The organism is Microbacterium sp. NPDC091382 (assembly GCF_044757025.1).
In the GTDB taxonomy this organism is placed as follows: domain Bacteria; phylum Actinomycetota; class Actinomycetes; order Actinomycetales; family Microbacteriaceae; genus Microbacterium.
Map to the genome: position 1 here is coordinate 691,375 of NZ_JBIVUD010000002.1, position 18,773 is coordinate 710,147.

17 protein-coding genes are annotated in these 18,773 nt (G+C 67.9%); 6 read left to right on the forward strand and 11 right to left on the reverse strand.

The features are described 5' to 3' along the window. Positions 1–158: 158 nt before the first annotated feature. The 5 genes from tkt to pgl are packed head-to-tail and all read left to right on the forward strand — an operon-like array spanning position 159 to position 6,616. Complete coding sequence (gene tkt / locus ACIQLK_RS10865) at positions 159–2,240, forward strand: transketolase (protein WP_400364795.1); 2,082 nt, start codon at positions 159–161, stop codon at positions 2,238–2,240. Then, complete coding sequence (tal, locus tag ACIQLK_RS10870) at positions 2,237–3,349, forward strand: transaldolase (protein WP_400364796.1); 1,113 nt, start codon at positions 2,237–2,239, stop codon at positions 3,347–3,349. The genes tkt and tal overlap by 4 nt, the downstream gene beginning before the upstream one ends. 3 nt (positions 3,350–3,352) lie before the next feature. Beyond that, positions 3,353–4,900, forward strand: coding sequence for a glucose-6-phosphate dehydrogenase (gene zwf / locus ACIQLK_RS10875; RefSeq protein ID WP_400364797.1), 1,548 nt, complete (start codon positions 3,353–3,355; stop codon positions 4,898–4,900). Continuing rightward, entirely contained in the window at positions 4,897–5,829 is a 933-nt protein-coding gene (locus ACIQLK_RS10880; protein WP_400364798.1) for a glucose-6-phosphate dehydrogenase assembly protein OpcA, read from the forward strand. Before zwf ends, ACIQLK_RS10880 begins: the two co-directional genes overlap by 4 nt. Before the next feature lie 7 nt (positions 5,830–5,836). Beyond that, positions 5,837–6,616 carry a 6-phosphogluconolactonase gene (pgl, locus tag ACIQLK_RS10885; protein WP_400364799.1) on the forward strand — a complete coding sequence of 260 codons (780 nt, stop codon included), beginning with the start codon at positions 5,837–5,839 and terminating at the stop codon, positions 6,614–6,616. Positions 6,617–6,650: 34 nt separating this feature from the next. Here pgl and ACIQLK_RS10890 read toward each other — a convergent pair whose 3' ends face one another. From ACIQLK_RS10890 to ACIQLK_RS10940, 11 genes are all read right to left on the reverse strand, one after another. Further along, on the reverse strand, positions 6,651–7,007 hold the full coding sequence (locus tag ACIQLK_RS10890; RefSeq protein ID WP_400364800.1) for an RNA polymerase-binding protein RbpA: 357 nt from the start codon (positions 7,005–7,007) through the stop codon (positions 6,651–6,653). Then, positions 7,007–7,255, reverse strand: a complete 249-nt coding sequence (gene secG / locus ACIQLK_RS10895) for a preprotein translocase subunit SecG (RefSeq protein ID WP_065570769.1) — start codon at positions 7,253–7,255, stop codon at positions 7,007–7,009. Before secG ends, ACIQLK_RS10890 begins: the two co-directional genes overlap by 1 nt. 97 nt (positions 7,256–7,352) lie before the next feature. Continuing rightward, complete coding sequence (tpiA, locus tag ACIQLK_RS10900) at positions 7,353–8,144, reverse strand: triose-phosphate isomerase (RefSeq protein ID WP_400364801.1); 792 nt, start codon at positions 8,142–8,144, stop codon at positions 7,353–7,355. Further along, positions 8,132–9,349 carry a phosphoglycerate kinase gene (locus ACIQLK_RS10905; RefSeq protein ID WP_400364802.1) on the reverse strand — a complete coding sequence of 406 codons (1,218 nt, stop codon included), beginning with the start codon at positions 9,347–9,349 and terminating at the stop codon, positions 8,132–8,134. Before ACIQLK_RS10905 ends, tpiA begins: the two co-directional genes overlap by 13 nt. A gap of 2 nt (positions 9,350–9,351) precedes the next feature. Next, complete coding sequence (gene gap, locus ACIQLK_RS10910) at positions 9,352–10,362, reverse strand: type I glyceraldehyde-3-phosphate dehydrogenase (protein ID WP_400364803.1); 1,011 nt, start codon at positions 10,360–10,362, stop codon at positions 9,352–9,354. 137 nt (positions 10,363–10,499) lie between these two features. Then, on the reverse strand, positions 10,500–11,126 hold the full coding sequence (locus ACIQLK_RS10915; protein ID WP_065570773.1) for a superoxide dismutase: 627 nt from the start codon (positions 11,124–11,126) through the stop codon (positions 10,500–10,502). A 113-nt stretch (positions 11,127–11,239) separates the two neighbouring features. After that, positions 11,240–12,217, reverse strand: coding sequence for a DNA-binding protein WhiA (gene whiA / locus ACIQLK_RS10920; RefSeq protein WP_400364804.1), 978 nt, complete (start codon positions 12,215–12,217; stop codon positions 11,240–11,242). A gap of 56 nt (positions 12,218–12,273) precedes the next feature. Beyond that, a complete protein-coding gene (gene rapZ, locus ACIQLK_RS10925) occupies positions 12,274–13,146 on the reverse strand; it encodes an RNase adapter RapZ (RefSeq protein ID WP_400364929.1) in 873 nt (290 codons plus the stop codon). Between the two features lie 33 nt (positions 13,147–13,179). Then, positions 13,180–15,099: an excinuclease ABC subunit UvrC gene (gene uvrC, locus ACIQLK_RS10930; protein ID WP_400364805.1), complete on the reverse strand. Its 1,920-nt coding sequence runs from the start codon at positions 15,097–15,099 to the stop codon at positions 13,180–13,182. A gap of 1 nt (position 15,100) precedes the next feature. Next, a complete protein-coding gene (gene uvrA / locus ACIQLK_RS10935; protein WP_400364806.1) occupies positions 15,101–17,986 on the reverse strand; it encodes an excinuclease ABC subunit UvrA in 2,886 nt (961 codons plus the stop codon). A gap of 54 nt (positions 17,987–18,040) precedes the next feature. After that, positions 18,041–18,481 carry a MarR family winged helix-turn-helix transcriptional regulator gene (locus tag ACIQLK_RS10940; protein ID WP_400364807.1) on the reverse strand — a complete coding sequence of 147 codons (441 nt, stop codon included), beginning with the start codon at positions 18,479–18,481 and terminating at the stop codon, positions 18,041–18,043. A 40-nt stretch (positions 18,482–18,521) separates the two neighbouring features. On the opposite strand from ACIQLK_RS10940, the gene ACIQLK_RS10945 reads away from it, so the two are divergent. Beyond that, positions 18,522–18,758, forward strand: a complete 237-nt coding sequence (locus ACIQLK_RS10945; RefSeq protein ID WP_400364808.1) for a hypothetical protein — start codon at positions 18,522–18,524, stop codon at positions 18,756–18,758. Positions 18,759–18,773 lie beyond the last annotated feature (15 nt).

The following is an 18,773-nucleotide window of genomic DNA, read 5'->3' on the forward strand; positions in this document are numbered from 1 at the left end:
CGCGCGGCGCGGCACTTCGCTCACAGCGCACGTCACAGAGCGCCACCCCGGCCTCGGTGGGGGGTCCACATCGATATGCTGAAAATCCCGGCGCGGGATGCCCCCTTCTTCTGAGATCGGCGGCCGTCTGCGCGGAATCACCGACGAAAGGTTTCCAGGTGTCAGAGCTGGTTTGGGACGAGATCGATCGACGCGCGGTGGACACCGCGCGGGTGCTGGCGGCGGACGCCGTCGAGAAGGTGGGCAACGGTCACCCGGGCACCGCCATGAGCCTCGCCCCCGCGGCATACCTGCTCTATCAGCGTGTTCTTCGGCACGACCCCGCCGACACCCACTGGCTCGGCCGCGACCGCTTCATCCTTTCGGCCGGACATTCCTCGCTGACGCAGTACGTGCAGCTGTACCTCGGCGGTTTCGGCCTCGAGCTCGACGACCTCAAGGCACTGCGCACGTGGGGCTCCCTCACCCCCGGCCACCCGGAGTACGGGCACACGAAGGGCGTCGAGATCACCACCGGTCCCCTCGGCCAGGGTCTCGCCTCGGCGGTCGGCTTCGCTTACGCCGCCCGCTACGAGCGCGGTCTCTTCGACCCCGAGGCGGATGCCGGGACCTCGCCGTTCGACCACCACGTCTTCGTCATCGCCGGTGATGGCGACCTGCAGGAGGGCGTCACGTCCGAGGCCGGTTCTCTGGCGGGACACCAGCAGCTCGGCAACCTCATCGCGATCTACGACTCCAACCAGATCTCGATCGAGGACGACACGAACGTCGCCTTCACCGAGGACGTGCAGGCCCGCTACGAGGCCTACGGCTGGCAGGTGCAGACGGTCGACTGGAAGAAGACGGGCGAGTACGTCGAAGACGTCGCAGCCCTCCACGCGGCGATCGAGACCGCGAAAGCCGAGACCTCCAAGCCCTCGCTCATCGTCCTCAAGACCATCATCGGCTGGCCGGCGCCCGGCAAGCAGAACACCGGCAAGATCCACGGCTCCGCCCTCGGGGCCGACGAGCTCGCCGCCACGAAGAAGGTTCTCGGATTCGACCCCGAGCAGAACTTCGTCGTCTCCGACGAGGTCCTGGCGCACACACGCTCGCTGGCCGAGCGCGCCGCGACGGATCGTGCCTCCTGGCAGGAGTCGTTCGACGCCTGGGCAGCCGCCAATCCCGAGCGCAAGGCACTGCTCGACCGCCTCGAGTCGGCGACGCTCCCCGACGACATCGCCGGCGCCCTCCCCTCCTTCGAGGCGGGCAAGGACGTCTCCACCCGCGCCGCATCCGGCGTCGTGATCAATGCGCTCGCCGCGGAGCTCCCCGAGCTCTGGGGCGGATCAGCCGATCTCGCCGAGTCCAACCTGACCACGATCAAGGACGCGAAGAGTTTCATCCCGTCCGAGTGGTCCACGCACGAGTGGTCGGGCGATCCGTACGGCCGCGTGCTGCACTTCGGCATCCGCGAGCACGCCATGGGCGCGATCATCAACGGCATCAAGCTGCACGGGCCGACGCGTCCGTTCGGCGGCACGTTCCTGATCTTCAGCGACTACATGCGCCCCGCTGTGCGACTGGCCGCGCTCATGAACATCCCTTCGGTGTTCGTGTGGACCCACGACTCCGTCGCCCTCGGCGAGGACGGTCCCACGCACCAGCCGATCGAGCAGCTCGCGACGCTGCGGCTCATCCCGAACTTCACGGTCGTGCGCCCCGCTGACGCGAACGAGACGGCGGCCGCATGGCTCGAGATCCTCCGTCGCCAGGACGGCCCGACCGGTATCGCCCTGACCCGTCAGAACATCGCGGTGTTCCCTCGCGGCGAGAACGGCTACGCCACCACAGAGGGTGTCGCCAAGGGTGCGTACACCCTGCTCGATGCGCCCGAGGGCGAGCCCGACGTGATCCTGATCGCCACCGGCTCCGAGGTCCAGCTGGCGGTCGCCGCGCGCGAGACCCTCGCGGGCGAGGGGATCGGCGCCCGTGTCGTCTCGGCCCCGAGCCTCGAATGGTTCGCCGAGCAGGACGCGGACTACCGAGAATCCGTTCTCCCCTCTTCGGTGAAGGCCCGCGTCTCGGTCGAAGCCGGAGCGACCGGCCTCTGGCGCGGGGTCGTCGGCGACAGCGGACGCACCGTCGGCATCGACCACTTCGGCGCCTCCGCCGATTACAAGACCCTGTTCGAGAAGTTCGGCGTCACCGCCGACGCGGTCGTGGAAGCGGCCCGCGCAACCGTCAAGGAGAACGCATGAGCACCCCCACCGAGGACCTGTCCGCCGCCGGCGTCAGCATCTGGCTCGATGACCTCTCGCGGTCGCGCATCGACACCGGCAACCTCGCTCAGCTGATCGAAACGCGCGATGTCGTGGGCGTCACGACCAACCCGTCGATCTTCCAGGCGGCCATCGGCAACACCGAGGACGACTCCTACGACGCGCCCCTCCAGGCGCTGGCCGGCCAGGGTGCGGACGTCGACACGGCGATCTTCGAGATCACCACCACCGACGTGCGCGACGCAGCGGACATCTTCCGTCCCGTGTTCGACCGTACGAACGGCGTCGACGGCCGTGTCTCGATCGAAGTCTCGCCCGACCTCGCGCATAAGACCGAGGCGACCGTCGCGCAGGCCAAGGAGCTGTGGGCCAAGGTCGACCGCCCCAACACGCTCATCAAGATCCCCGCGACCCTCGCCGGTCTTCCGGCGATCAGCGCCGTGCTGGCCGAGGGCATCTCGGTCAATGTGACGCTCATCTTCAGCCTCGAGCGCTACGCCGCCGTCATCGACGCGTACCTCGACGGAATCCGACGGGCGAAGGAGAACGGGCACGACATCGCGACGATCCATTCCGTCGCCTCGTTCTTCGTCTCGCGCGTCGACACCGAAGTGGACAAGCGCCTCGAGGCCATCGGCACGAGTGAAGCCACCGCGCTGAAGGGCAAGGCGGGCGTTGCGAACGCGCGCCTCGCGTACGAGCTGTTCGAGAAGCGTTTCGCCGAGTCGGATGCGACCGAGCTGATCGCCGCTGGGGCGACCGTCCAGCGACCCCTGTGGGCGTCGACCGGTGTGAAGGATCCCGCTCTTCCCGACACGCTCTACGTGACCGAGCTCGTCGCCCCGGGAACCGTCAACACGATGCCGGAGAAGACGCTCGAGGCCACGTTCGATCATGCGGAGGTCACCGGCGACACGGTCACCGGTGCGTACGAGGACGCGCACCGCGTCTTCGACCAGCTCGCCGAGGCGGGGATCGACCTGATCGACGTGACCCAGGTGCTCGAGGACGAGGGCGTCGAGAAGTTCATCGTCTCCTGGCACGACCTGCAGGGCACGGTGCGCACGGCCCTCGACAGCGCCCGCTGACCGATGGTGGTGGAGATCTCGCGGGGTTCCAACCCCCTCCGCGACCCCGACGATCGGCGCCTGAACCGCATCGCGGGCCCGAGCGCACTCGTGATCTTCGGCGTGACGGGTGATCTGTCGCGCAAGAAACTCATGCCCGCCGTCTACGACCTCGCCAACCGGGGCCTCCTTCCGCCCGGTTTCGCCCTGGTCGGGTTCGCCCGCCGGGACTGGGAGGATCAGGACTTCGCGAAGGTGGTCTACGACGCGGTACGCGAGCATGCTCGGACCCCGTTCCGCGAGGAGACCTGGAACCAGCTCCTCCAGGGGATCCGATTCGTCCAGGGCACGTTCGACGATGCGGCATCCTTCGCTCGTCTGCGCGAGACCGTCGAGAAGCTCGACACCGAGCGCGGGACGATGGGGAACCACGCGTTCTATCTGTCCATCCCACCGAAGGACTTCCCCGTCGTCGCGCGCCAGCTGCGCGATTCGGGGCTCGTCGACGAGAACGCCGATGGCGACACGTGGCGCCGCGTGGTCATCGAGAAGCCGTTCGGCAGCGACCTGCAGACCGCTCGGGAACTGAACGAGGCCCTCGAGGTCGCGTTCCCCGCGGACGCGATCTTCCGGATCGACCACTACCTCGGCAAGGAGACGGTCCAGAACATCCTGGCGCTGCGCTTCGCCAACGAGCTCTACGAGCCGCTCTGGAACGCCAACTACGTCGACCACGTGCAGATCACCATGGCCGAGGACATCGGCGTGGGCGGCCGTGCGGGGTACTACGACGGTATCGGTGCGGCGCGCGACGTCATCCAGAACCACCTGTTGCAGCTCCTGGCGCTCACGGCGATGGAGGAGCCCATCTCGCTCGATGCGGAGCACCTCCGCGCCGAGAAGGAGAAGGTCCTCGCCGCGGTCACCCTGCCCGAGGACCTCGCGACGGCCACCGCCCGCGGGCAGTACGCCGGCGGATGGCAGGGCGGCGAAGACGTCACGGGCTTCCTCGATGAGGACGGGATGGACCCGCAGTCGCGCACCGAGACGTACGCGGCGATCAAACTCGAGATCGCCACGCGCCGGTGGAACGGCGTGCCGTTCTACCTGCGCACCGGAAAGCGCCTGGGCCGCCGCGTGACCGAGATCGCCGTCGTCTTCAAGCACACCCCTCCCCTGCTGTTCCTGCGGTCGCAGGCGCTGCAGCTCGGGCAGAACGCGCTGGTCATCCGCATCCAACCAGATGAGGGCGTCACCCTGCGGTTCGGCTCGAAGGTGCCCGGCGCCGGGAACGAAGTCCGCGACGTGACGATGGACTTCGGTTATGGGCACGCGTTCACGGAGTCGAGCCCCGAGGCCTACGAGCGTCTGATCCTCGACGTGCTCCTCGGCGATCCGCCGCTGTTCCCCCGGCACGAGGAGGTCGAGCTGTCCTGGCGCATCCTCGACCCGGTCGAACAATACTGGGCGAAGCAGGACGAGCCGCTCGAGCAGTACTCGCCCGGCTCGTGGGGTCCCCCGTCCGCCGATGAGCTCTTGGCCCGCGACGGCCGCGTCTGGAGGCGTCCATGATCGTCGATCTGCCCGACACGACAGTGTCCACGATCGCGAAGAAGCTTGTGAGCGTGCGAGAGGAGGGCGGCGCCGTCGCCCTCGGCCGCGTGCTCACCCTCGTCATCGTCTCGACCGGTGGCCTGGACGAGGAAGCGATCGATGCGGCGAACGCGGCATCCCGTGAACACCCGATGCGCGTCATCGTCCTCGTGGTCGAACCCGACGCCCCGACCGGGCTGGACGCGCAGATCCGCGTCGGCGGTGACGCCGGTGCGAGCGAGGTCGTCGTCCTCCGCGCCCGCGGCGCGGCCGCCGGCAACCAGGAGAGTCTCATCAACGGACTCCTCCTGCCGGACGCACCGGTCGTCGCCTGGTGGCCGGACGACCCGCCCACCGACACCGCGCACTCCCCGATCGGTCGCATAGCGAAGCGCCGGATCACGGATGCCTCGACCGAGCCGTTCTCCCCCGACCGTCTCGAGCAGCTCGGCTCCGGCTACGAGCCCGGCGACACCGACCTCGCATGGACGCGCCTGACGCACTGGCGCGAGCAGTTGGCCGCCGTCCTCGATCAGCCGCCGTTCGAGCCCGTGACGGGCGTCACCGTCGTCGGTGCGGGCAGTTCTCCTTCCACGGGCCTCCTGGCCGCGTGGCTGCGGCTGAAGCTCCAGGTGGCCGTGGAGTGGCACTACACGGATGCGGATGAGTGGGCCCACGGCATCCGCTCGGTCACGCTCTCGCGCTCGTCGGGCGACATCGTGCTGGAACGCACGACCGCGACGGACGCGACGCTGACGCAGCCCGGTCAGCCCACGCACGACATCGTGCTGCCGCGTCGTTCCCTCCGGGAGTGCCTGGCGGAGGAGCTGCGTCGACTCGACCCGGACCTCTTGTATGGTCGAGTGATCACCGAAGGGTGGGAGCTCCTCGACCCTCCCACGAGGTAGGAGTCGCATGTCGGAGTTCCGCGCGGAGAAGCGCGTCGTCGTCAGCCCGGATGCCCGGACTCTGGCCGAAGGTGTCGCGAGACGCTTCTTCCAGCGGATCAGGTCCCGTGCTGCTGCGGGGAAGACGACGCACATCCTGCTGACCGGCGGCACGGCAGGCACCTCGGTCCTCCACGCGGCCGGCGAGAGCCCCTCCCGGCACGACGTCGACTGGTCGAAGGTGCACTTCTGGTGGGGCGACGAGAGGTTCGTGCCGGCGGACGACCCTGCTCGGAACGAGACCGCGGCACGAGCCGCGTTCCTGTCGCACATCGACGTCCCGGCGCAGAACGTCCACCCCATCGCCGCGGCTGACGCCGGCCGCGGTCACGAGGACGCGGCGTCGGACTATGCCGCAGAGCTCGCCGAATACGCCGCCGAGGGTCAGGCCTGGCCGCGCTTCACGATCGCCTTCCTCGGCGTCGGACCCGACGGCCACATCGCCTCGCTGTTCCCGGACCGGAGCGAGATCGCCGAGACCGAACGCTCCGTCCTCGCCGTGCGCGACTCCCCCGTCCCGCCGTCCGACCGGATCACCCTGACCCGACCGGTCATCAACTCGTCACGTCGGGTGTGGCTCGTCCTTCCCGGGACCGACAAGGCGTCGGCACTCGGGCTCGCGCTCGCGGGAGCGAGCTACCACTCCGTTCCTGCCGCCGGTGCGAAGGGTCGCAAGCAGACCGTGTTCTTCGTCGACGAAGCTGCTGCCCAGGGTGTCCCGGAGGAACTGATAGACCCCGAGTTCTGAGGAACCCGGGGTCTGTCGCGAGCAGTAGCGCGGCTCAGTCCTGACCGCGCCGTTCCCGGAGCTGCTGAAGCGCGTCGTCGAGGATCGACTCCGCCTCCTCGTCGGTGCGGCGCTCCTTCACATAGGCGAGGTGCGTCTTGTAGGGCTCGGTCTTGGCGACCGCGGGCGGGTTGGCCTTGTCCCGGCCGGCCGGAAGGCCGGAGTGAGGCGAGTCGATCGTCTCGGGGATCTCCTCCTCGGCGATGCCGGCGGCGAAATAGCGCACCGTCTCATTGCCGAGCGCATCCCAATACGACACGGCGACACGATCGGCGTGATGACCGTGGTCCTGCTCCCCCATGGGGCCCGCCCCGACGCGCGTGCCCCGAATGGCGTTTCCCCCCGTGGCCATCAGATGCTCTGGAACTTCGTGATGAGCCCGAGCGCCACGATGGCGACGAACCAGATGAGCGCCAGCACCACGGTGAAGCGGTTGAGGTTGCGCTCAGCCAGGCCCGAGGAGCCCATGGCCGAACTCATGCCGCCTCCGAACATGTCGGAGAGGCCGCCGCCGCGTCCCTTGTGCAGGAGGATCAGGAGCGTGAGCAGGAGGCTGGTGATTCCCAGCAGCACCTGCAGCACAAGCTGGAGGATGTCCACAGTCGTTGAAAGCCTTTCGGGTCGCCGAGTGACTCAGCGTTCGCACGAGTATACCGGCTGAGCGGTGCGACGCTGTGAGGCGCCGCACCGCTCGAACTCACACGCCGACGTGCTTCTGGTATCGGATGATCGCGGCGAACTCGTCCGCCAACAGGCTCGCGCCGCCGACGAGGGCACCGTCGACGTCGGGCTCGCGCATGAAGCTCGCGACGTTGCCCGACTTCACGGAGCCGCCGTACAGAATGCGGGTGCGCTCGGCCGCGGCATCCCCCAGGGAATCCGCGACGACCGCGCGCAGGGCCGCGCAGACCTCCTGAGCCTGCTCGGGAGACGCGACCTGACCGGTCCCGATGGCCCACACCGGCTCGTAGGCCACGACGACGTCCGCGTCGGAGGACACACCCTCGAGAGCGGCGCGCAACTGCGCGACGGACACGGCCGTGGGGCCGGACTCCTCACGCTGCTCGAGCGTCTCGCCGACGCAGATCACGGGAACCAGACCGTGCCGCAGCGCGGCCTGGACCTTTGCGGCGACGATCTCATCGCTCTCCGCGTGGTATTCACGACGCTCGGAGTGACCGATGATCACGTAGCCGACGTCGAGCTTCTTGAGGAACGCGCCCGAGACCTCGCCGGTGTAAGCACCGGAGTCCTTCGTCGACACATCCTGCGCGCCCAGGGCGAACGGGATCTTGTCGGCGTCGATGAGGGTCTGCACGGTGCGGATGTCGGTGAACGGCGGGAACACCGCGACCTCGACCGAGTCGGTCTGGTGCGCGGCATCCTTCAGCGTCCAGTGCAGCTTCTGGACGAACGCGACCGCCTGCAGGTGGTCGAGGTTCATCTTCCAGTTGCCGGCGATGAGCGGGGTGCGGGTCACGCTTCCCATCCGAGGATCTCCAATCCGGGGAGCTTCTTACCCTCGAGGAACTCGAGGCTGGCTCCACCACCGGTGGAGATGTGGCCGAAGGCGTCATCGGCGAAGCCGAGCTGACGCACAGCGGCCGCCGAGTCGCCACCGCCGACGACGGACAGGCCGTCGACCTCGGTGAGGGCCTGCGCGACCGTCTTCGTCCCGGCAGCGAATGCCTCCATCTCGAACACGCCCATGGGACCGTTCCAGAAGACCGTCTTCGCACCGCGGATCGCAGCGGCGAACAGCTCCGCCGTCTCCGGCCCGATGTCGAGGCCCATGCCGTCCGCACCGAAGTCCGTGTCCTCGAGGGCGTCGGCGGATGCCACGACGTGCTCCGCGTCCGCTGCGAACCCGGACGCCATCACGGCGTCGACCGGGAGTATCAGTTCGACGCCGCGCTCGCGCGCCGTCTCCATGTATCCGCGGACGGTGTCGAGCTGGTCCGACTCGAGCAGACTCTTGCCGACGTTGTGTCCCTGGGCCGCGAGGAAGGTGAAGAGCATGCCGCCGCCGACGAGGATCTTGTCCACGCGCGGCAGCAGGTGCTCGATGACACCGAGCTTGTCGCTGACCTTCGAGCCTCCCAGGACGACCGCATACGGACGCTCGGGGCGCTCGGTCAGGCGGTCGAGGACGTCGACCTCTTTCTCGATCAGGAGGCCGGCGGCGGAGGGAAGGAGCTCGGCGAGGTCGTAGACCGACGCCTGCTTGCGGTGCACGACACCGAATCCGTCGGAGACCAATGCGTCGCCGTGAGCCGCCAGCTGCTCCGCGAAGTCATGACGCGTCGCGTCGTCCTTCGCCGTCTCGCCGGCGTTGAAACGGAGGTTCTCCAGCACGGCGACGTGGCCGTCCTCGAGAGCCGCAACGGTGTCGCGTGCGGAGTCGCCGACGGTGTCCGTCGCGAAGGCGACGTCCTGGCCGAGGAGCTCGGACAGTCGCGTCGCGACGGGAGCGAGGCTGTACTTCGCATCCGGAGCGCCGTCGGGGCGGCCGAGGTGGGACACCGCGATCACGCGCGCCCCCTGCTCGACCAACGCACGGAGCGTGGGGATGGCCGCACGCACGCGGCCATCGTCCGTGATGACGCCGTCCTTCAGGGGGACGTTGAAGTCGACACGGACGATGACGCGCTTGCCTGCGAGCGAACCCAGCGAATCGAGGGTGCGCAGAGCCATCGTCAGAGCTTGCTGGCGACGAGCTCGGTGAGGTCGACGAGACGGTTCGAGTAGCCCCACTCGTTGTCGTACCACGACGAGATCTTGACGAGGTTGCCCGACACGTTGGTCTGGCCGGCGTCGAAGACCGACGAGTGCGGGTCGAGCTGGATGTCGCTCGAGACGATCGCGTCGGTGTTGTACTTCAGGTAGCCGACGAGCTCACCCTCGGCGGCGGCCTTCTCGAATGCCGCGTTGATGACCTCAGCGGTCAGACCCTCGGTCGGGGTGACGACCGTGAGGTCGACGATCGAGCCGGTGGGCACGGGGACGCGGTACGACGAGCCGCTCAGCTTGCCGTTGAGCTCGGGCAGGACGAGGCCGATGGCCTTGGCCGCACCGGTGGCGGCGGGGACGATGTTGATCGCCGCGGCGCGGGCGCGGTGCAGGTCGCCGTGAGGGCCGTCCTGGAGGTTCTGGTCGGCCGTGTACGCGTGAGCGGTCATCATGAACCCGCGCTCGATGCCGAAGTTGTCGTTGAACACCTTGGCGATCGGGGCGAGGCAGTTCGTGGTGCAGGACGCGTTCGAGATGACGTGCATCGTCTCGGAGTCGTAGGAGCCGTCGTTGACGCCCATGACGAAGGTGCCGTCGACGTCGGTACCCGGCGCCGAGATGATGACCTTCTTGGCGCCGCCGTCGATGTGCTTCTTGGCGTCGGCTGCCTTGGTGAAGCGACCGGTCGACTCGATGACGATGTCGACGCCCAGCTCGCCCCAGGGCAGGTTGGCGGGGTCGCGCTCTTCGAAGACCTTGATGGTCTTGCCGTTGACGGTGATCGAGTCCTCGGTGTACGAGACCTCGGCGTCCAGGCGACCGCCGACCGAGTCGTACTTGAGGAGATGAGCGAGGCTCTTGTTGTCGGTGAGGTCGTTCACCGCCACGATCTCCAGGTCAGCTCCCTGCGCGAGCGCCGCGCGAAGGAAGTTGCGTCCGATACGGCCGAAGCCGTTGATGCCGATCTTGACAGACACGTTGTCTCCCGTTTTTCTTCGCGCACGCCCCATGGACGGGGTCGACCCGCGATGTGCTGGAAATGAGAGAGGATGCCGGGGCTCAGCCCCCGTTGCCGGGAGGAGCCCGGCATCCTCACCTGTGAACGACCCTACTACTAGAGCAGGCCCGCCGTCTTCTCGCGCGCAGCGTCGAGACGCTGTGCGACGTTCTGCCAGTTGGCGATGTTCCACGCTGCCTTGACGTAGTCCGCCTTGACGTTGAGGTAGTCGAGGTAGAAAGCGTGCTCCCACATGTCGAGCTGGAAGATCGGGACGGTGCCCTGGGCGGTGTTCGACTGCTGGTCGAACAGCTGCTGGATGATCAGCTGCTGCCCGATCGGGTCCCAGCTGAGAACGGCCCAGCCGGAGCCCTGGATGCCGGTGGCAGCCGCCGTGAAGTGCGCCTGGAACTTGTCGAAGCCGCCGAAGAACTCGTCGATCGCCGCGCGCAGCTCACCCTCGGGCTCGCCGCCACCGCCCTGCGACGCGGGCGCCAGGTTGGTCCAGAAGATCGAGTGGTTGACGTGTCCGCCGAGGTTGAACGCGAGGTCCTTCTCGAGCTTGTTCACGTTCGCGAGGTTGCCCGTCTCGCGCGCTTCCGCGAGCTGCTCGAGGGCGGTGTTGGCTCCCGTGACGTACGCCTGGTGGTGCTTCGAGTGGTGAAGCTCCATGATCTTGCCGCTGATGCTCGGCTCGAGCGCGGAGTAGTCGTACGGGAGCTCAGGCAGGGTGTACTTCGCCATGTCCTCTTCCTTCTGTCGGTGCCGCGCACACGGCGCGGCCGGTCGGATTCATCCTATTGAGGGCCAACTCACCGGGCACCCGGTTGCTTCCCGGGAAGAGGGGATGTATCCCGTCAGTCTTCGAGACCGGCGGGGACGGCGGACTCGGTGTCCGGAACGCCGTCCTGGGCGGCCTTCTTGTCCGCCATCGCGAGAAGACGGCGGATGCGGCCGGCGACGGCATCCTTCGTCAGCGGCGGATCGGCGTGGTGCCCGAGCTCGTCGAGGCTCGCATCACGGTGCGCGAGGCGGAGGTCGCCCGCCTGCTTGAGGTGGTCTGGGACGGTGTCGCCGAGGATCTCGAGTGCGCGCTCGACGCGTGCGCACGCGGCGACGGCAGCCTGCGCGGAGCGGCGCAGGTTCGCGTCGTCGAAGTTGACGAGGCGGTTCACCCCGGCGCGCACCTCGCGACGCTGTCGCATCTCCTCCCACGCGGCCGCCGTCTTCTGCGCGCCCATCATGAGGAGCGTCGCCCGGATCGCCTCGCCGTCACGGACGACGACGCGAGGGACCCCCCGCACCTCGCGCGCCTTCGCGGCGATGCCGAGGCGGTGCGCGGCGCCGACGAGCGCCATCGCCGCCTCCCCCGACGGGCAGGCGACCTCGAGAGCCGCGGAACGACCCGGGTCCGAGAGAGTGCCGGCGGCGAGGAACGCCCCGCGCCAGACGGCGGCGAGATCCGGACGGGCGCCGGTGGTCAGTTTGTTCGGCAGACCGCGGACCGGACGGCGACGGTTGTCGAGGAGACCGGTCTGCCGGGCGAGTGTCTCACCTCCGTCGATCACGCGCACCGCGACGAGGTTGGCGGAGCGACCTCCGGATGACTGCACGTGAGCGAGCTCCGGACGGACGCCGTAGATCTCGACGAGGTCGCGGGCGACGCGGCGAGCCAGGATGTCCGTCTCGACCTCGGCCTCGACGGCCACACGACCGGCGATGGAGTGCAGACCTCCCGAGAATCGGAGGATCGTGGTCAGCTCTGCGACGCGTGCCGTGGGCCGGGGATCACGGACCGAGGTGAGTTCCGTCTTCACGTCAGCAGTCAGCGGCACGGCGATCCTTCGGTGGGGGCGATCGGGGACAAAGGATCAGCTTACTCGCGCACCGGTCACTCGCGACCCAGATCACGGTGGGTGACTCTCACCGCGACCCCCGATTCCTGCGCCAGACGTTCGCCGAGTTCGATCGCCGTGACCACGGATCTGTGCTTGCCACCGGTGCAGCCGATCGCGACGACCGAGTGCCTCTTGTTCTCGCGCTGATACCCCTGCAGAACGGGGTGCAGAGCCGCCGCGTACGTCTCGATGAACTCGCAGGCGCCCTCTTGACCGAGCACGAAGTCGCGGACGGCGTCATCCTCCCCCGTGAGGGCGCGCAGGGAAGGCTCCCAGTACGGGTTCGGAAGGAAACGCATGTCCGCGACGAGGTCGACGTCGGGCGGAAGGCCGTATTTGAACCCGAAGCTCATGACGGAGACGGTGTGGCGGGCGTCGCCGTCGGCGCTGAACAGATCGACGATCCGGTTCGCCAGCTGATGGATGTTGAGTGCGCTCGTATCGACGATGACATCGGCGGCCTCCCGAATGGCCGCGACCCGCTCGCGCTCGCGTCGGATGCCGTCGAGGATCGTCCCCTCACCCTGCAGCGGGTGCGGGCGCCGCACCGCTTCGAAGCGGCGCACGAGCACATCGTCGGAGGCATCCAGGAAGAGGACGCGCAACTGACGTCCGTCCCGAAGGGCGCGAGTCACTGAAGGCAGCTCGCCGAACAGCTGGCGTCCGCGGACGTCCACGACGGCCGCCACCTTCGGAAGGGCGTCGGCCGCCAAAGCGGTCAGGCTCAGCAGGTGCGAGAGCATCTGCGGAGGGAGGTTGTCGACGACGTACCAGTCGAGGTCCTCGAGGGCGTTCGCCGCGGTCGTCCGACCGGCGCCGGACATGCCCGTGACGATCAGGACCTCGCCCGCCGTCTGGCCGTCCATCCCTGCTCCGCCTTTCACGCGTGTGGACACAGCCTAACCATCGGACCCGCTCGGGACCGAACCGGCCGCGAGATGCGAGTGGATGCCGGCGGCCAGCCGAGGACCGATCCCCGGCAGCTCCTGGATCTCGTCGGGTGTCGCCTGCTTGAGCTTGCTCACGGAGCCGAAGTGACGCAGCAGCGCCTTGATGCGGGACTCCCCCAGCCCGGGCACCTCCGCGAGAACCGTCGTGATGTCGCGGCCTCGCTTCTTGCGCTGATGGGTGATGGCGAAACGGTGCGCCTCGTCACGCAGACGCTGCAGGAGGTAGAGCGCCTCCGAAGATCGCGGCAGGATCACCGGGAAGTCGTCGTCCGGAAGCCACACCTCCTCGAGGCGCTTCGCGATGCCGCACAGGGCGATCTCCTCGTGGCCGGAGTCGCGGAGCGCACGAGCCGCTGCCGCGACCTGCGGCTGGCCACCGTCGACGAGGAGGAGCTGGGGACGATACGCGAAGCGCGGACGCTTGCGGGTGGCATCCACCTCGCCGTCGGCGGTCGGATCGACCGCATCCTGCTCGGCCTCGTCGCGATCGATGTGCGCGAGCCGTCGCATGAGCACCTGGTACATCGAGTCGGTGTCGTCGGTGGTCTCGTTCACGGAGAAGGAGCGGTACTGATCCTTGCGCGGCAGGCCGTCCTCGAAGACGACCATGGACGCGACGACACCGGTTCCGCCGAGGTGCGAGACGTCGAAGCACTCGATGCGCAAGGGAGCCTCGGACATGCCGAGCGCCTCCTGCAGGTCGGTGAGCGCCTTGGTGCGGGAGGTGTAATCACTCGTCCTGCGGGTCTTGTGCAGCATGAGCGCCTGTTGAGCGTTGAGTGTGGCGGTGCGCATGAGGTCCGCCTTCTGTCCGCGTTGCGCGATCTGCACGGTGACCTTCTTGCCGCGCCGCGATTGCAGCCACTCCTCCAACTCGGCGGTGTCGTCGGGCAGGGTCGGGACGAGCACCTGACGAGGGATGTCCTCCGCTCCGGCCGCCCCGTATGCGCGTTGGAGGATCTGGTCGATCAGCTCGGGCCCCGAGATGTCGAGCTCTTTGTCGATCGTCGTGGCGCGCACGCCGCGCACCCGCCCACCGCGGACGATGAAGTGCTGCACGGCCGCTGACAGCTCGTCCTCGGCGACACCGAACAGGTCGGCATCGGTGTCCTCGCTCAGAACCAGTGCACTCCGGTTGAGGACGGCGTCGAGCGCCTGGAGCTTGTCGCGGTACGACGCAGCCGTCTCGTAGTCCATGGCGGCGGCTGCCTCGCGCATGCGCGCTTCCATACGCTTCGTGTAGCGCTTGTCGCTTCCCGACATGAAGGCGATGAAGTCGTCGACGATCGCACGATGCTCCTCGATCGTGACCTTCATCGAGCAGGGTCCCCCGCACCGACCGATCTGACCCGGGAAACAGGGCCTGCCCGTCGCCATCGCCTTCTTGTACGACGAATCGCTGCAGGTCCGGATCGGGAAGACCTTGATGAGCTGGTCGATCGTGTCGTGGACCGCCCAGACCTTCGGGTAGGGACCGAAGTACTTGGCCCCGCGGATGCGGCGGTTCCGCGTCACGATTACCCGGGGGGCCTCGTCGGCCAACGTCACCGCCATGTAGGGATAGGACTTGTCGTCCTTGTACCGGACGTTGAACGGCGGCGAGTACTCCTGGATCCAGGTGTACTCCAATTGCAGGGAGTCGATGTCGGTCGCCACGACCGTCCACTCCACCTTCGCCGCCGTCGTGACCATGCGCCGCGTGCGCTCATGGAGCGTATGCAGCGGTGCGAAATAGTTCGAGAGCCGCGCGCGCAGGTTCTTCGCCTTGCCGACGTACAGGATCCGGCCATCGGCGTCGAGGAAGCGGTACACGCCCGGATCGGTGGGGATCTCCCCCGGCTTGGGCTTGTACGGCAGAGCGGATGCCACGTCAGCCCGCCTTGCGCGCTGGCGCCACGTCCAAGAGCTCGGCGAGGAACTGGCCCGTGTGGCTCTCGGGGACCGCAGCGACCTGCTCGGGTGTGCCGGTCGCGACGACCGTGCCGCCACCGGAACCGCCCTCCGGGCCGAGGTCGATGACCCAGTCGGACGACTTGATGACGTCGAGGTTGTGCTCGATGACGAGGACGGAGTTGCCCTTGTCGACGAGGCTGTTCAAGACCTCGAGCAGTCGCTGCACGTCTTCGAAGTGAAGTCCGGTCGTCGGCTCGTCGAGGACGTAGATCGTCCTGCCGTTGGAGCGGCGCTGGAGCTCGGTCGCGAGCTTGACGCGCTGCGCCTCACCGCCGGAGAGCGTCGTCGCCGACTGTCCGAGGCGGACGTAGCCGAGACCGACGTCCACGAGCGTCTTCAAGTACCTGTGGATGGCCTGGATCGGCTCGAAGAACTCTGCTGCCTCGGAGATCGGCATGTTCAGGACTTCGGCGATGTTCTTGCCCTTGTAGTGCACGGTGAGGGTGTCACGGTTGTAGCGCTGACCGTGGCAGACCTCGCAGTCGACGTACACGTCGGGCAGGAAGTTCATCTCGATCTTGATCGTGCCGTCACCCGAGCACGCCTCGCAGCGCCCGCCCTTGACGTTGAAGCTGAACCGGCCCGGCTGGTACCCGCGTGCCTTCGCCTCGGTCGTCTCGGCGAAGAGCGAACGGATGCGGTCGAAGACACCGGTGTACGTGGCCGGGTTCGAGCGGGGCGTCCGTCCGATGGGGGCCTGGTCGACGTGAACGACCTTGTCGAGGTGCTCGAGTCCGGTGACGCGGGTGTGCTTGCCGGCGACGCGACGCGCCCCGTTGAGCTTGGTCGCGAGGACTTCGTAGAGGATGCCGTTCACGAGAGACGACTTGCCGGACCCACTCACTCCGGTGACGGACGTCAAGACGCCCAGCGGGAAGTCCACCGTGACGTTCTGGAGGTTGTTCGCTCGGGCTCCGACGACACGCAACTGCCGCCCCTTGTCGATCTTCCGACGCTTCTTCGGCATCGCGATCGCTCGGCGTCCACTGAGGTAGGCCCCCGTGATGGACTCCTGATCGGACAGCAGCTGGTCCACGGGACCGGAGTGCACCACATTGCCGCCCTCGACGCCGGCACGAGGGCCGATGTCGACGATCCAGTCGGCAGCGTGGATGGTCTCCTCGTCGTGCTCGACGACCACGAGCGTGTTGCCGAGGCTCTTCAGCCGCACCAGGGTCTCGATGAGTCGACGGTTGTCACGCTGGTGCAATCCGATGGACGGCTCGTCGAGGACGTACAGGACACCGGTGAGGCCGGAGCCGATCTGCGTCGCGAGGCGGATGCGCTGCGCTTCGCCGCCCGACAACGAGCCCGCAGCCCGACTGAGGCTGAGGTAGTTGAGCCCGACCTGGATGAGGAAGTCGAGCCGAGCGCGGATCTCGCGCAGGACCGCCGCGGCGATCGTCGCCTCCCGGTCGGTGAGCTCCATCTCGGCGAAGAACGTCTGCGCGTCGCCGAGGCTGAGCCGCGAGGCATCCGCGATGGAGTGCCCGTGGACGAGAACGGACAGGACCTCGGGCTTGAGGCGGTCACCGTTGCAGACGGGGCACGGCACCTCGCGGAGGAATTCGGCCCAGCGCTGGCGCTGCGTGTCGGTCTCGGCCTGAGTGAACTGACGCTCGATGTACGGGATCACGCCTTCGAAGCCCGAGGCGTACCGCATCTCGCGGCCGTACCGGTTCTTCCATTTCACCGTGACTTTGTAGTTCTCGCCCGACAGGACCGCGTCCTGGATGTCGGCGGGCAGGTCCTTCCACGGCGTGTCGAGGGAAAAGCCGAGGTCGTCGGCGAGACCGACGAGCAGGCGCTCGTAGTACTGGAACAGCCCCTTGCCCTGCGTCGTCCAGGGGACGATGACACCCTCGGCGATGGACAGCTCCTCGTCGCCGAGGAGCAGCTCGGTGTCGACGGACATGCGCGTGCCGAGCCCGGAACAGGCGGGGCAGGCCCCGAACGGCGCGTTGAACGAGAAGGTCCGCGGCTCGATCTCGGTGAGCTGGATCGCGTGTCCGTTCGGGCACGCGAGCTTCTCGCTGTAGCTCTGCCAGGCGTCGTCGCCTTCTTCGTCGACGAAGTTGACCTGCAGGATGCCGCCGGCCAGCCCCAGGGCCGTCTCGACGGAGTCGGTGACGCGACTGAGGATGTCGGGACTCGCGACCAGGCGGTCGACGACCACGGCGATGTCGTGCTTGTAGCTCTTCTTCAGAGTCGGCGGCTCGGCGAGCTGCACGGCCTCGCCGTCGACGATCGCGCGCGCATATCCCTTGGCCGACAGCTCCTTGAAGAGGTCGACGAACTCGCCCTTCTTCTGCGAGACGACGGGGGCGACGATCTGGTACCGCGTGCGCTCGGGCAGCTCCATGAGCTGGTCCGCGATCTGCTGAACCGTCTGGCGCTGGATACGCTCACCGCATTCGGGGCAGTGGGGCACGCCGACGCGGGCCCACAGCAGACGCATGTAGTCGTTGATCTCGGTGATCGTGCCGACGGTCGAGCGCGGGTTGCGGTTGGTCGACTTCTGGTCGATCGACACCGCAGGGCTCAGACCCTCGATGAAGTCGACGTCGGGACGGTCGACCTGGCCGAGGAACTGGCGCGCATAGGAGCTGAGCGACTCGATGTAGCGGCGCTGCCCCTCCGCGAAGATCGTGTCGAACGCGAGGCTCGACTTCCCGGAGCCGGAAAGTCCCGTGAAGACGACGAGCGAGTCGCGCGGGATCTCGAGGTCGACGTTCTTCAGATTGTGGACGCGGGCTCCGCGGACACTGAGCTTGGAGTCGTGGGGAACGGGGACGATGGGCACCGGACAATCCTAGGTTGGGCCACCGACACCGGCTCCGGTCTTCGCTGGCGGCGATCAGTCCGCTACCGTTGCGCGCCCGCCGGCGAACGGCTGCAGTCCGTCCCGCAGTCGCTTGACGTCATCGATTCCCAGTCCCACCCGCTCCATGACCTGTCGAGGCACGTCCAGCGCGTGCTCGCGCAGCCCGCGCCCGTCGTCGGTCAGGCAGATGTCGAGGACACGCTCGTCGGCCGCGCGACGCCGACGGACCACGCGCCCCTGCGACTCGAGGCGCTTGATCGTCGGGGAGAGACTGGCCGGTTCCACGGCCAGAGCGGCGGCCAGCTCCCCCAGCGACTGGGGATCTCGCTCCCAGAGGGACAGCATGACCAGGTACTGCGGGTGAGTGAGTCCCAGCGGTTCGAGGATCGGGCGGTAGATCGAGACGACGTTGCGCGCCGCCGTCACGATCGCGAAGCAGAGCTGACTCTCCAGCTTCAGCACGTCATCGTCCATCCCGATCCCCGCTCCGCTAATAGTTAGTACACTAATCATTATGGACGACGAACGGGCACCTCGACCGCCGCTCCGTCAGCGGATCCGGGCCGCCGGCGGGTTCTACAAATGGTGGAACAGCCGGCTCATCCGTTACGCGGGCCCGGCGTCCGTCGGGCCTTACGAGACCGAACCGGAGCCGGTGCGGACGGAACGGGCGTGCCCCCTGTGCGGTCGGCCGATGTCGCAACACACGTTCGACCGCTCCGGTGAGCGGCCGCTTATGCACTGCCCCTGACCGCGCCCGCCCCCG

What these genes read in the sequence shown, in the direction of transcription:
- tal (WP_400364796.1), top strand. Translation starts at nt 2,237, where the DNA reads ATGAGCACCCCCACCGAGGACCTGTCCGCCGCCGGCGTCAGCATCTGG.
- zwf (WP_400364797.1), top strand. Translation starts at nt 3,353, where the DNA reads ATGGTGGTGGAGATCTCGCGGGGTTCCAACCCCCTCCGCGACCCCGAC.
- ACIQLK_RS10880 (WP_400364798.1), top strand. Translation starts at nt 4,897, where the DNA reads ATGATCGTCGATCTGCCCGACACGACAGTGTCCACGATCGCGAAGAAG.
- pgl (WP_400364799.1), top strand. Translation starts at nt 5,837, where the DNA reads ATGTCGGAGTTCCGCGCGGAGAAGCGCGTCGTCGTCAGCCCGGATGCC.
- ACIQLK_RS10890 (WP_400364800.1), bottom strand. Translation starts at nt 7,007, where the DNA reads ATGGCCACGGGGGGAAACGCCATTCGGGGCACGCGCGTCGGGGCGGGC.
- tpiA (WP_400364801.1), bottom strand. Translation starts at nt 8,144, where the DNA reads ATGGGAAGCGTGACCCGCACCCCGCTCATCGCCGGCAACTGGAAGATG.
- ACIQLK_RS10905 (WP_400364802.1), bottom strand. Translation starts at nt 9,349, where the DNA reads ATGGCTCTGCGCACCCTCGATTCGCTGGGTTCGCTCGCAGGCAAGCGC.
- ACIQLK_RS10915 (WP_065570773.1), bottom strand. Translation starts at nt 11,126, where the DNA reads ATGGCGAAGTACACCCTGCCTGAGCTCCCGTACGACTACTCCGCGCTC.
- rapZ (WP_400364929.1), bottom strand. Translation starts at nt 13,146, where the DNA reads ATGGACGGCCAGACGGCGGGCGAGGTCCTGATCGTCACGGGCATGTCC.
- ACIQLK_RS10940 (WP_400364807.1), bottom strand. Translation starts at nt 18,481, where the DNA reads ATGGACGATGACGTGCTGAAGCTGGAGAGTCAGCTCTGCTTCGCGATC.
- ACIQLK_RS10945 (WP_400364808.1), top strand. Translation starts at nt 18,522, where the DNA reads ATGGACGACGAACGGGCACCTCGACCGCCGCTCCGTCAGCGGATCCGG.